The following is an 11,720-nucleotide window of genomic DNA, read 5'->3' as shown; positions in this document are numbered from 1 at the left end:
ATGCAATATGGTATCGCCTTTGCGCCGCTCGTCCCGACGATTGTTCTCTGGATCGGCATCGCCGCGATTGTCGTGATCGCAGCGATCCTGCTGCTCACACGTTCGCGCGGCGCGGCGATCCGCGTGACCGCGCTGACGCTGATCCTGCTGGCGCTGGCCAATCCGTCCTTCACCCGCGAGGAGCGCGAACCGCTGTCCTCCGTCGTCGCCGTCGTGGTCGACAAGAGTCCGAGCCAGAATTTCGGCGAACGCACGCGCGAAACCGAGCAGGCGCGCGAAGCGCTGGTCGCGCGCCTGAAGGACATCAAGGGGCTTGAGGTCCGCGTGGTCGAGGCCGGTCAGGCCGACGGCGAAACCGATGGCACCAGGCTGTTCTCCGCGGTCACATCGGCGCTCTCCGACGTGCCCACCGACCGCGTCGCCGGCGCGTTCCTGATCACCGACGGGCGCGTGCATGACATTCCCGCGAATGCCGCCGCCATCGGTTTCAGCGCACCGGTGCATGCGCTAGTCACCGGCCGCAGCGACGAACGCGACCGCCGCATTGCCATTGTCGCCGCGCCGCGCTTCGGCATTGTCGGGCAAACCCAGACCATCACCTATCGCCTCGACGATCAGGGCGTGACCGGCGAGAGCGCCCGTGTCGTGGTCCGGCGCGACGGCGATGTTCTGAGCGAGCGCGCTGTGCGCAGCGGCGAACAGGTCAGCGTCACCCTCGAAATCCCGCATGCCGGTCAGAACATCGTCGAGATCGAAGCCTCGAAACTCGATGGCGAACTGACGCCGGTGAACAACCGCGCCGTCGTCTCCATCGACGGCGTGCGCGACAAGCTGCGTGTGCTGCTGGTGTCGGGCGAGCCGCATTCGGGCGAGCGCACCTGGCGCAACCTCCTGAAATCGGACGCCAGCGTCGACCTGGTGCATTTCACCATTCTGCGTCCGCCGGAGAAGCAGGACGGCACGCCGATCAATGAACTGTCGCTGATCGCCTTCCCGACCCGCGAACTGTTCCAGCAGAAGATCAACGAGTTTCAGCTCATCATCTTCGACCGTTACGCGCGGCAGGGCGTGCTGCCGATCTCGTATTTCGACAACATCGCGCGCTATGTGCGCAATGGCGGCGCGGTGCTGGTGTCCGCCGGCCCCGACTATGCCAGCCCGACCAGCATCTGGCGCACGCCGCTGGATGCAATCCTGCCGGCCGAACCCGTTGGCGTCAGCGAACAGGCCTTCACGGCGCGCCTGACCGATACCGGCAAGCGGCATCCGGTCACCCGCGGCCTTGAAGGCGCAAACAGCGAGCCGCCGCACTGGAGCCGCTTCTTCCGCCTCGTCGATACACGCAATCCGGTCAACCCACCGATCATGGAAGGCGCGGACGGCAAGCCGCTGCTGCTGCTGTCGCGGCAGGGCGAAGGCCGTGTCGCGCTGCTGCTGTCCGATCACATCTGGTTGTGGGCGCGCGGCTATGAGGGCGGCGGGCCGCATCTCGATCTGTTGCGGCGGACATCGCACTGGCTGATGAAGCAACCCGAACTCGACGAGGAAGCGCTGCGACTCAAGGTCGAAGGCCGCGACCTTATTGTGCTGCGGCAGACCATGGCCGACACCGTGCAACCCGTAACAGTGACCTCGCCGTCCGGCACAACTCGACAGGTGACACTGACCGCAGGCGATCCCGGCGAATGGCGCGCGTCGCTCGGTGCCGACGAACTCGGCCTGTGGCAGGCAACCGACGGCTCGCTCAAAGCGCTGATCAATGTCGGTCCGGTGAATCCAAAGGAATTCGCCGAGGTGACCTCGACCACTGAAGCGCTGCGCCCGCTGCTGCAAGCCACCGGCGGCGATGCACGGCGCATCGCCGACAGCGGCAGCGTCGACCTGCCGCGCGTGCTGCCCGTGCGCGCCTCCACCGTTTTCCGCGGCGAGGGCTGGCTCGGTGTGAAGATGCGCGATGCCAGCGTCGTGCGCGGCATCGGCGTGCTGCCGGTCTTCGCGGGGCTGATTGGCCTGCTGTTGCTGCTCGGCGCCTTCGCCAGCACGTGGCTGCGCGAGGGACGCTGACCTTTCAAGCTCGGCCATTGGCCGACCAGACCGGCGGCGTGTACTCACGAAAGTGTCGGCAGGGTCACAGTCGACCACGGACCTCGCGTCCGATCCGGCTCTTGTGTTGACACTCCCCATCTGACCGGCGATGTTACATTGTAACATCTGGCGGCAGGCGCTATCCGCCTGCGCCGGTTGCATTGGGGCAAAACCAGCGTGAACTGGCTGAGAACAAAGGCGAAAAAGCTCTCGCTGCTGGCGCTGTTCGCGCTGGCGCTGCAGCTTGGCCTGTCGTTCGGCCATACCCATGCCGGCGTCGCGATGGCCGGTATCTCAGCGCCGTCTCAGGCATCCGCGCCGGACACCGATCACGACCAGAATCTTCATCGCGACCTCTGCGCCATCTGCGCCACCATGGCGATGGCCAACACCGCCCTTGCCTCCGCGCCGCCCGCGCTGCCCGTGCCGTTAACTGTTACGGCGCTGCGGACGGCTTTTCCTTCAGAGGCTACCGCAACCGGCTCGCGCCGCGCCGCATTTCATTCCCGCGCGCCTCCGCTGTCCTGACAAGAACCGTTGTCCGATCCCGGTGATCCCCGCGCTGCGGTGACGATCGGGACATTCGAGGTTAGCCGTCCGGCTTCGCAAAGAAGCGCGGCGGCATCAGGATCAAGCTCCCCATGTCTTACAGGTTCATTCGCGCGTCACTGGCCGGCGGCTCCGCCCTCGCCATGGCGCTTGTTCTCACCAGCGCGGCGCGCTCGCAGCAGGGCGATCCTGCCGCAGGCGACACGCTTCCCGAAATCACGGTGCAGGCCCCAAGCCCGATCCAGCGCCCGCATCGCCACACCGCACAACCGGGCCGCACCACGGCTGCGCCTGCAGCGGCAGCCGCGCCGAACCCTGATACGTTTGTCGGCACGCTGCCCATCGTCACCGACCAGTTCGCAACTGTGACGGTTGTGCCCAATGAAGAAATCCGCCGCAGCGGCGCCGCGACCCTCGGCGATCTCCTGAACAACAAGCCCGGCATCACCGGCTCGTCCTACGCGCCTGGCGCATCGAGCCGCCCGATTATTCGCGGCCTCGATGTGAACCGTGTCGGCATTGTCGAGAACGGCATCGGCAGCAACGGCGCCTCCGACCTCGGCGAAGATCATTTCGTGCCGATTGATCCACTGGCGACCAATCAGGTCGAAGTCATTCGCGGACCCGCAACGCTGCGCTACGGATCGCAGTCGATCGGCGGCGTGGTCAGCGCCAGCAACAACCGCATTCCGGAAACGCTGCCGTGCAGCGCGGTGCCGTCGATCCAGACCTATGGTTACAACGTCAAGGCGCCGGTGCTGTCACCGTCCAATCCCTGCGCGAGTTTCGAGACCCGCAGCGGCTTGTCCAGCGTCGATTTGGGGCGCGAAGGCGCGGTGCTGCTCGATGCCGGCGGCAACAATTTCGCGATCCACGCCGATGGCTATACCCGCAAGACGGAAGATTACAGCACGCCGCAGGGCATTCAGCGCAACACCGCAACCCAGTCGACGGGCGGGTCGGTCGGCGGATCCTACTTCTTCGCAGGCGGCTTCATCGGCGCGGCGGTGACGCAGACCAACAGCCTCTATCGCATCCCCGGAGAGGAAGGCGAGGAGTTCGGCACCCGCATCGACGCCAAGCAGACCAAGCTGACGGTGAAGGGCGATTACCATCCCGACAGCAAGGCCATCGACGTGATCCGCTTCTGGGCCGGAGCCACCGACTACAAGCACAACGAGATTGGGCGAACCGATCCTGCGGACTTCTCGACCGACGGCGTGCGGCAGACCTTCACCAACCGAGAACAGGAAGGCCGCGTCGAAGTTCAGTTCGCGCCGCTCAACCTGCGTTTTGCGTCGCTGACCACAGCGGTCGGCGCGCAGGCCTCGCATCAGGAGTTGACGGCGCCAAGCCCCGACGATCCGGGCAGCCCGCTCAACGGCCTGTGGGACCCGAACAAGAACACAAGGGTCGCCGGTTACATCTTCAACGAGTTCCAGTTCAGCGACGTCACCAAGGCGCAGGTCGCGGGCCGCATCGAACACGTCAACCTGAGTGGCACCACGCCCGCTTTCGTGCCGGAGTTGTTCGATCTGAACAACAATCCGGCAGATATCGGCCCGGCGACGCCGCGTAACCTGAACTTCACGCCGGTCAGCGGAAGCGTCGGCCTGATCCAGAACCTGCCGTGGAATCTCGCGGCCAGCATCACCGGCCAGTACACCGAACGCGCGCCGAAACCCGCCGAACTGTTTTCACGTGGCGGCCATGACGCCACAACAACCTTCGACATCGGCAATCCGAATCTCGGCATCGAGACAGCGAAATCGGTCGAAGTCGGGTTGCGCCGCGCGACGGGACCGTTCCGGTTTGAACTGACCGGCTACTACACGCGCTTCGATGGCTTTATCTACCGGCGCCTCACCGGTAACACCTGCGAAGACGTGACATGTCAGGTGGGTCCGGGGCTTGAACTCAACCAGGCGATCTATTCGCAGCGTGACGCAACCTTCCGCGGCGGTGAATTCCAGTTCCAGTATGACGTGCTGCCGGTGTGGGCCGGTCAGTTCGGCATAGAGGGACAGTATGACATCGTTCGCGCCACGTTCACCGACGGCACCAACGTGCCGCGCATCCCGCCGCAGCGGGTCGGCGGCGGCGTCTACTATCGGGATGCCAACTGGTTTGCGCGCGTCAACCTGCTGCACGCCTTTGCACAGAACGACGTGAGCGGAGTCGAAACACCGACGGCCGGTTACAACAACCTGCGCGCAGAGATCAGCTACACGACGAAGCTCGCCAAGGACGGCTGGCTCGGGCCACGGGAGTTCACTTTCGGCATGGTCGGCAACAACCTGCTCAACGAGGACATCCGCAACGCAGTTGCCTACAACAAGGATCAGGTGCTGCAGCCCGGCCTTGGCGTGCGCATGTTCGCGAACGTGAAGTATTGATTGCTCCCTCTCCCTGCTTGCGGGGAGAGGGCTGGGGTGAGGGACAATCTCGCTGCACGTATAATATCCGCCCCTCACCCGGATCACTGCGTGATCCGACCTCTCCCCGTAAACGGGGAGAGGTGAGCATCAACGCTCGCTCAAATCGGCCGCGCGAAATTCCAGTCCGGACGGATCGCGCCGCTGACGTCCTCGAACGCGCCATCGACCAGTTCACGCACCAGAAGCCGTGCATGATCCACCGGCCCCGGCATGGTGGCGCGGCCCTTGGGAATCCGCTTGAAGCCGGCGCGGCTGTAATAGGCTTCATCCCCGACCAGCAGCACGAGACGATGGCCCTTGGCCGCCGCATCCTTCAAGGCGCGCTCAAGCAGCGCGCGCCCGACTCCGCGGTCGCGGAACGGCGGCTCGACGGTCAGCGGTCCGAGCAGAAGCGCCGGCGTGTTGCCGACACAGATCGGCAACTGCCGCACCGAGCCGACCATTAGCGTGCCGATCCGTGCGGTGAATGACAGATCAAGCAGATGATCGACATGCTCGCGCAAGCGGTAGGCGCTGAGAGCATAGCGGCCGGGCCCGAACGTGCGCTCGTGCAGGCGCTCGATGGCCTGTTCGTCGCCGGGCGTCTCGGCCAGGATGGTCAGGGAAAGATCGGACATATCAGAGGCGCAGATAGCATCTGGCGGGGGCATGGTCCATCGCCGTGACGGTCAAATCCAGTCTTCGGTTCGAGGCTGGTTACCCAGCACTTCGGCGATCCGCGCCCGTGTCCCCCGGGTGGTGTCGGGCGGCAGATCACCGGGTGCGAAAAACCCGCACGCCACGATCTCACGGTTGGGCGCGGGCATCCGGTCCTGCCGATAGTCGCGCACGACATAGACCGCGACATGGTCGCGCCGCGACACCTGGCGATTGAAGAACAGGCCATGCAACACCGGCTCGCGGGTCATCTCGATCCGCCCCTCCTCGATCAGCTCCCGCTTGAGCGAACTCAGGAAGGTCTCGCCGGTCTCGACCCCGCCGCCCGGCAGATGCCAGCCGGAGACATAACCGTGCTTGACCAGAAACACACGGTTCTCGCTATCGAGCACTACCGCACGCACGCCGAGCGTCATGCCCCGTGCAAAGCGCCAGTAGAAGTGAAAGGCGCGCCGGAGCAACGGCTCGAACCGCGTGCGAAGGCTGGCGATATGGTTTGTCAATATCCGTTCCGAAATCGAGACGTCATGCCCGGACCAATCCCGTCCATCCACGCCTTGCGACCATCAAGAAAGACAGCGGTGTCCGGGTCAAGACCCAAGTCAGGACCAACTCAGGACCCAAGTCTGTACCGGATAGCCTGACAATGTGCGCAGTCTGAATGTCATGACATTTCGAGACAACGCATGTAACAGGAGATCATGACGCCGTTCCTGCTCGCGCATCTGTCCGATCCGCATCTCGGCCCGATGCCGCAGGCCCGCCTGCGCGATCTCGCGAGCAAGCGCGCCATCGGCTATCTGAACTGGCACCGCAAGCGGCACATGATCCATCGCCGCGACGTGCTCGGCGAACTGGTCGCCGACATGCAAGCCCAGAAGCCGGACCATATTGCCGTCACCGGCGATCTCGTCAACATCGCGCTGCCGCTGGAATTTATCGAAGCCCGGAATTGGCTTGAAAGTGTCGGTCCGCCGGAAGACGTCTCGCTTGTGCCCGGCAATCATGACGCCTATGTGCGCGGCATCCGCGAGCATTTTCCCCACGTCTGGGCCGACTATTTTCGCGGCGATGGCGCGAAGCCCGGCACCGACGCCGCATTTCCCTATCTGCGTAAGCGCGGTCCGCTCGCGTTGATCGGCGTTTCCTCCGCCGTACCCACCGCGCCGTTCATGGCAACAGGGCGGCTCGGGCAGGAGCAGCGCAGCGCTCTCGAGAAAATTCTTCAACAACTCTCAAGCGAAGATTCGTTTCGCGTGCTGATGATCCATCACCCGCCGGTGACATCCCCCGGACGATGGGCGGCACGGCTGCGCGATTCAGACGAACTGCTGGGATTGATCGCGCAATATGGCGTCGATCTCGTTCTGCACGGCCACGATCACCGTCATGCCACGGTCTGGCTCGACGGCCCGAACGGGCGCATCCCCGCCGTCGGGGTGCCGTCAGCCTCCGCCATGGCGCACGGGCACAATCATCCGGCGGCCTACAACCTGTTTTCGATTGAACGGAACGGCGGCGTATGGCGCTGTCAGCATCGCGTGCGCGGCTTTGCCGATGGCATGACCCTCGGCGAAATCAGGGATGAGAGATTGATCTAGATCCCGCGCAGCGCCATTACCAGCGCGAAGCCGAACAGCGCGGCAAGACCCGCGGCGAAACCAAACGCGAATGTCCAGATCGCGCTGCGGCGCTTCACCGGCGCGACGATTGAAGCAACCGTCGGTCCGGCCGCGGCCGGTGTTTCCACCGGCATGGACGCAGGCGCCGGTGTCACCACCATCGCATGTTCGCGCTCGATCAGGCGGCGCGCGATGTAATCAGTCACGGCATCAACCATCACCGGCACATCGTGCGACTCGGCGATCACGATGCGGCCGAAGCGCGTGTCCTGCGTGAAGCGATAGATGCGCTTGTCGCGGCCCATCGAAATATGCGCCACCGTGTCGATCCACAGCCGCGGCGTGTCGCCCTGGCTGATGCCGCGGTCGAACAGATCGACGCCCGCCGGAATTTCCGAGAACAGCGGATCGAGCGCTTCATAGAGAATTTCAAGCCGCGCCACTTCGGCGTCGCGCAGATCGACCACCACTCCGGTGCGGTCGGCGGCTTCGATCCGGGCCTTGCGCAAGGCGTCGCGCAGACGATGCGGGCTCGGTTTGCCGGCCAAATCGTTCGGGACGCTCGGTTCCGCCATGATCTGAAGACCTCGGGTTCTATAGCTTTGTTGCGACCCGCTTAATCTATCAGTAACCCTGTTCCCCCGCAAAGGTTCTGGCCCTTTTGCAAGCCATTTCACGGCGTTATCCGTGTCCCAAAATGACAACGGCCCCGTCCCGAAGGACAGGGCCGCAAATTGTGGCGGGCGCCGGATTATGCCGGAAGGTCAGGTGTTCGACCGGTGCGGTTCCTCGACAATCGAGAAGCGCACGCCGGCGCGATGACGATGCTCTTCGGACATCTGGCGCCAGCAATCCTCGGCTTCCTTGCGGGTCTTGAACGGTCCCTGGACCTGCGCCGAGCCTTCCACCAGCTTGTGAAAGTTCATCGAGCCGAACTCGCCGCCAATCACCCAGAAGTTGCTGCCGCTCATAAAAACCTCCTGCCTTCAGCCGCTTGCGCCTGCGCGCGTATCGCTTGATCCCAGACCTATCTAGGCGCGTCGGCGGCGTTTGTAATGCAAATTTTTCAAGAATCCAGTGCGTGAACCTCAATCGGACGAAAATCCGAACGGGACATTGAGCCGCCGGTAATCGTCAGGAAGCAATTCGCGGCCGATCGGAAGTTCGGATCGCGCGGCGCAAGTCGGACGATGACAGACGCGGCACGCGACGCCGATGGGTGTCGGCGCGTCGGCGCGAGGTCCCGATTCATCGCTGGTATAGATCAGTTTTTCCGCATGTTCCGCCGCGCATCCGATGGCGATGGCCCGTTCGACTCGCGGCGCGCCGAACGATCCGCCACCGGCGGTGACCGTGCGGGCAATCGAGAAGAATCGCTGGCCGTCCGGCAATTCCAGCCACTGCGTCACGATCTGGCGCGGCGTCTTGAACACGCCGTGAACCGACCACAGCGGACAGGCGCCGCCGTGTTTTGCGAAGGGAAAACCCGCGCCGTCGAGCAATTTGGAAATATTGCCGGCGGGATCGACGCGGATCAGGAAGAACGGAACCTTCTCGGAGCCCGGCCTTTGCAGCGTGGTGATGCGATGCGCGGTCTGCTCGAAACTGGTTCCGAACTGGCGCGCCAGCGCTTCCATGTCGTAACGGCGCGTTGTCGCCGCTTTCACGAAGGCGGAATACGGCATGATCAGCGCCGCCGCCGCGTAGCTCGCGAGCGAACGATGCGCCAATAGTTCGGCGCTTTTGCTCGAGAACTGCCCCGCCTTCAGCGCCGCCCTGATTTCATCCTCGAACTCGAGATAGGCGAGTTGCTGCGCCACCTGAAAGGTGAAGCTCGCCGTGTCGAGCGAGTCGTCGAACAGGATTTCCTTGTGATGACGATCCAGCCGCCGCACCGAGCCGAGCATGACATTGGGCGGCAGATGACGAACGCGAAGATTGTGCCGCGCGCGCAGCCGCTCGATCAGCCAGGCCTGATCGGCGGGACCGTCCAGAATGCGCTCGGCCGCATCGTCGATATCGGCAAAGTTGTTGCGGCGTGCGGCAAGAAACCGCCGCACCTCGGCCACCGGATCGTTCGCATCCGGATCGCCTCCGGACGCAGGACCCGTCAGTCCCGGCCCCTTGCGATCCGCGAGCGCCAACTGCTCCTCGCGATAAGCCGTGTAGAGCCGCAGAAAGGCCTCTGCCAGCCCCGGATAGCCGATGGCGATGTCGCTGATCTCCAGCGGAGGAATGTCGATGTCGGCGAACATCGGCTCCTTGAGCACGGCCTGCATCCGCGCGGTGTGATCGGCGCCGCCGTCGCCCGCGAGATCGGCGAGATCAATCTTGTAGGTCCGGGCCAGACGGAGCAGCATGTCCGCGGTCACGGGCCGCTGGTTGCGCTCCAGAAGCGCCACATAGGGCGCGGAAATATCGAGATCCGCCGCCATATCGGCCTGAGTCAGGCCGAGGTCACGCCGCAGCCGCCGCAGCCGCGGACCCATGAAAACCGAGCGGATTGTGGTTGTCGCCATGGGCAAAAGCCCTACCAAATTACCCCTAATGTAAACTTATTACAGCATTACAATGAAAGTTTGTAAAGTCTGACAAGCTATCTTCAAACCCTCTGGCGGCTGATGAGGCGGGGCGTAAAACACTCCCAACTTCACAACAGGCAGAAGGTCACAACCATGAATTACCAATCGCGCGGAATTTCCGACCAAGCAATTCAAGGCCCATCTTCCTACAAGGCGGAAATCACAGCCGCTGAGGCCCTGCTCAAGGACCACCCGGCATGGAACGGCGTCACCGCCGAGGCCGTGGCCCGCATGCGCCTGCAGAACCGCTTCAAGACCGGCCTCGACGTCGCCCGCTACACCGCGGACGTGATGCGCGCGGACATGGCGGCCTATGACGCCGACCCGACCAAGTACACCCAGTCGCTCGGCTGCTGGCACGGCTTCATCGCGCAGCAGAAGCTGATCTCGATCAAGAAGCACTTCGGCGGCAAGACCGATCGCCGTTACCTGTACCTGTCCGGCTGGATGATCGCAGCGCTGCGCTCCGAATTCGGCCCGCTGCCGGATCAGTCCATGCACGAGAAGACCTCGGTGCCGGCGCTGATCGAAGAACTCTACACCTTCCTGCGTCAGGCCGACTCGCGCGAACTCAACGACATCTTCCGTGAGCTCGACGCAGCCCGCAAGGCCGGCGACAAGACGAAGGAAGCCGCACTGATCGACAAGATCGACAACTTCCAGACCCACGTTGTGCCGGTGATCGCCGACATCGACGCGGGCTTCGGCAATGCGGAAGCGACCTACCTGCTTGCCAAGAAGATGATCGAAGCGGGCGCCTGCGCCCTGCAGATCGAAAACCAGGTGTCGGACGAAAAGCAGTGCGGCCATCAGGACGGCAAGGTCACCGTGCCGCACGAGGTCTTCATCGCGAAGATCCGCGCCTGCCGCCATGCGTTCCTCGAACTCGGCGTGGACAACGGCATCATCGTGACCCGCACCGACTCGCTCGGCGCTGGCCTCACGCAGCAGATCGCCGTCAGCCACAAGCCGGGCGATCTTGGCGACCAGTACAACAGCTTCCTCGACTGCGACGAAGTTGACGCATCCAAGGTCGGCAACGGCGATGTCATCATCAGCCGCAACGGCAAGCTGCTGCGTCCGAAGCGCCTGCCGAGCAACCTGTATCAGTTCCGCCCCGGCACCGGCGTGGACCGCTGCGTGCTCGACAGCATCACCTCGCTGCAGCACGGCGCAGACCTGCTCTGGATCGAAACCGAGCGTCCGAACATCGCGCAAATCGCGGAGATGGTGGATCGCGTCCGCGAAGTGATCCCGAACGCAAAGCTCGCCTACAACAACTCGCCGTCGTTCAACTGGACGCTGAACTTCCGCTGGCAGGTGTTCGACGAGTGGAAGGCGGCCGGCAAGGACGTCAGCAAGTACAACCGCGCCGACCTGATGAAGGTGGAGTACGACGAGACCCCGCTGGCGATCGAAGCCGACCAGTTGATCCGCACCTTCCAGGCGGATTCGGCCAAGCGCGCCGGTATCTTCCACCACCTGATCACGCTGCCGACCTATCACACGGCTGCGCTGTCGACCGATAACCTCTCGAAGGAATACTTCGGCGACCAGGGCATGCTCGGCTACGTGAAGGGCGTGCAGCGCGCGGAAATCCGCCAGGGCATCGCCTGCGCGAAGCACCAGAACATGGCCGGCTCCGACATCGGCGACGACCACAAGGAATACTTCGCCGGCGAAGCGGCTCTCAAGGCCGGCGGCGTCCACAACACAATGAACCAGTTCGGCTAAACGAACGGCTCGACACAATCACAACACCGAAATGCCCGGCCGCAAAGCCGGGC

At 63.8% G+C, this 11,720-nt stretch carries 10 protein-coding genes; 5 read left to right on the top strand and 5 right to left on the bottom strand.

Features of this window, described 5'->3' with window-relative positions:
• From HMPREF9696_RS19010 to HMPREF9696_RS19000, 3 genes are all read left to right on the top strand, one after another.
• A complete protein-coding gene (locus tag HMPREF9696_RS19010; RefSeq protein ID WP_002714673.1) occupies positions 1 to 2,064 on the top strand; it encodes a hypothetical protein in 2,064 nt (687 codons plus the stop codon).
• A gap of 198 nt (positions 2,065 to 2,262) precedes the next feature.
• Positions 2,263 to 2,613, top strand: coding sequence for a DUF2946 family protein (locus HMPREF9696_RS19005; protein ID WP_040302183.1), 351 nt, complete (start codon positions 2,263 to 2,265; stop codon positions 2,611 to 2,613).
• 113 nt (positions 2,614 to 2,726) lie between these two features.
• A complete protein-coding gene (locus tag HMPREF9696_RS19000) occupies positions 2,727 to 5,030 on the top strand; it encodes a TonB-dependent receptor (RefSeq protein WP_002714671.1) in 2,304 nt (767 codons plus the stop codon).
• Between the two features lie 140 nt (positions 5,031 to 5,170).
• Here the strand turns inward: HMPREF9696_RS19000 and HMPREF9696_RS18995 are convergent, their stop codons facing one another.
• Together HMPREF9696_RS18995 and HMPREF9696_RS18990 are read right to left on the bottom strand one after the other, a co-directional pair.
• Positions 5,171 to 5,689 carry a GNAT family N-acetyltransferase gene (locus tag HMPREF9696_RS18995; RefSeq protein ID WP_002714670.1) on the bottom strand — a complete coding sequence of 173 codons (519 nt, stop codon included), beginning with the start codon at positions 5,687 to 5,689 and terminating at the stop codon, positions 5,171 to 5,173.
• 51 nt (positions 5,690 to 5,740) lie between these two features.
• On the bottom strand, positions 5,741 to 6,232 hold the full coding sequence (locus HMPREF9696_RS18990) for an NUDIX domain-containing protein (RefSeq protein ID WP_002714669.1): 492 nt from the start codon (positions 6,230 to 6,232) through the stop codon (positions 5,741 to 5,743).
• Between the two features lie 198 nt (positions 6,233 to 6,430).
• Here HMPREF9696_RS18990 and HMPREF9696_RS18985 point away from each other — a divergent pair, with 198 nt between their 5' ends.
• Positions 6,431 to 7,330 (top strand): metallophosphoesterase family protein, encoded by a 900-nt coding sequence (locus HMPREF9696_RS18985; RefSeq protein WP_002714668.1) that lies wholly within the window; start codon positions 6,431 to 6,433, stop codon positions 7,328 to 7,330.
• Here the strand turns inward: HMPREF9696_RS18985 and HMPREF9696_RS18980 are convergent.
• From HMPREF9696_RS18980 to HMPREF9696_RS18970, 3 genes are all read right to left on the bottom strand, one after another.
• Positions 7,327 to 7,926 (bottom strand): hypothetical protein, encoded by a 600-nt coding sequence (locus HMPREF9696_RS18980; protein ID WP_002714667.1) that lies wholly within the window; start codon positions 7,924 to 7,926, stop codon positions 7,327 to 7,329. The genes HMPREF9696_RS18985 and HMPREF9696_RS18980 overlap by 4 nt on opposite strands.
• Positions 7,927 to 8,115: 189 nt before the next feature.
• A complete protein-coding gene (locus tag HMPREF9696_RS18975; protein WP_002714666.1) occupies positions 8,116 to 8,322 on the bottom strand; it encodes a DUF4170 domain-containing protein in 207 nt (68 codons plus the stop codon).
• 117 nt (positions 8,323 to 8,439) lie between these two features.
• Positions 8,440 to 9,870: a helix-turn-helix domain-containing protein gene (locus tag HMPREF9696_RS18970; RefSeq protein WP_002714665.1), complete on the bottom strand. Its 1,431-nt coding sequence runs from the start codon at positions 9,868 to 9,870 to the stop codon at positions 8,440 to 8,442.
• A 156-nt stretch (positions 9,871 to 10,026) separates the two neighbouring features.
• Here HMPREF9696_RS18970 and HMPREF9696_RS18965 point away from each other — a divergent pair, with 156 nt between their 5' ends.
• Entirely contained in the window at positions 10,027 to 11,667 is a 1,641-nt protein-coding gene (locus HMPREF9696_RS18965; RefSeq protein ID WP_002714664.1) for an isocitrate lyase, read from the top strand.
• Positions 11,668 to 11,720 lie beyond the last annotated feature (53 nt).

The sequence above is a fragment of the Afipia clevelandensis ATCC 49720 genome, assembly GCF_000336555.1.
Classification (GTDB): domain Bacteria; phylum Pseudomonadota; class Alphaproteobacteria; order Rhizobiales; family Xanthobacteraceae; genus Afipia; species Afipia clevelandensis.
The sequence above is the reverse complement of the archived record's forward strand: the minus strand, read 5'-3'. Positions and strand labels throughout refer to the sequence as shown.

Bases quoted from the DNA above. Each gene is read 5' to 3' on its own strand.
- HMPREF9696_RS19010 (WP_002714673.1), top strand. From the start codon at position 1: ATGCAATATGGTATCGCCTTTGCGCCGCTCGTCCCGACGATTGTTCTC.
- HMPREF9696_RS19000 (WP_002714671.1), top strand. From the start codon at position 2,727: ATGTCTTACAGGTTCATTCGCGCGTCACTGGCCGGCGGCTCCGCCCTC.
- HMPREF9696_RS18995 (WP_002714670.1), bottom strand. From the start codon at position 5,689: ATGTCCGATCTTTCCCTGACCATCCTGGCCGAGACGCCCGGCGACGAA.
- HMPREF9696_RS18985 (WP_002714668.1), top strand. From the start codon at position 6,431: ATGACGCCGTTCCTGCTCGCGCATCTGTCCGATCCGCATCTCGGCCCG.
- HMPREF9696_RS18980 (WP_002714667.1), bottom strand. From the start codon at position 7,926: ATGGCGGAACCGAGCGTCCCGAACGATTTGGCCGGCAAACCGAGCCCG.
- HMPREF9696_RS18975 (WP_002714666.1), bottom strand. From the start codon at position 8,322: ATGAGCGGCAGCAACTTCTGGGTGATTGGCGGCGAGTTCGGCTCGATG.
- HMPREF9696_RS18970 (WP_002714665.1), bottom strand. From the start codon at position 9,870: ATGGCGACAACCACAATCCGCTCGGTTTTCATGGGTCCGCGGCTGCGG.
- HMPREF9696_RS18965 (WP_002714664.1), top strand. From the start codon at position 10,027: ATGAATTACCAATCGCGCGGAATTTCCGACCAAGCAATTCAAGGCCCA.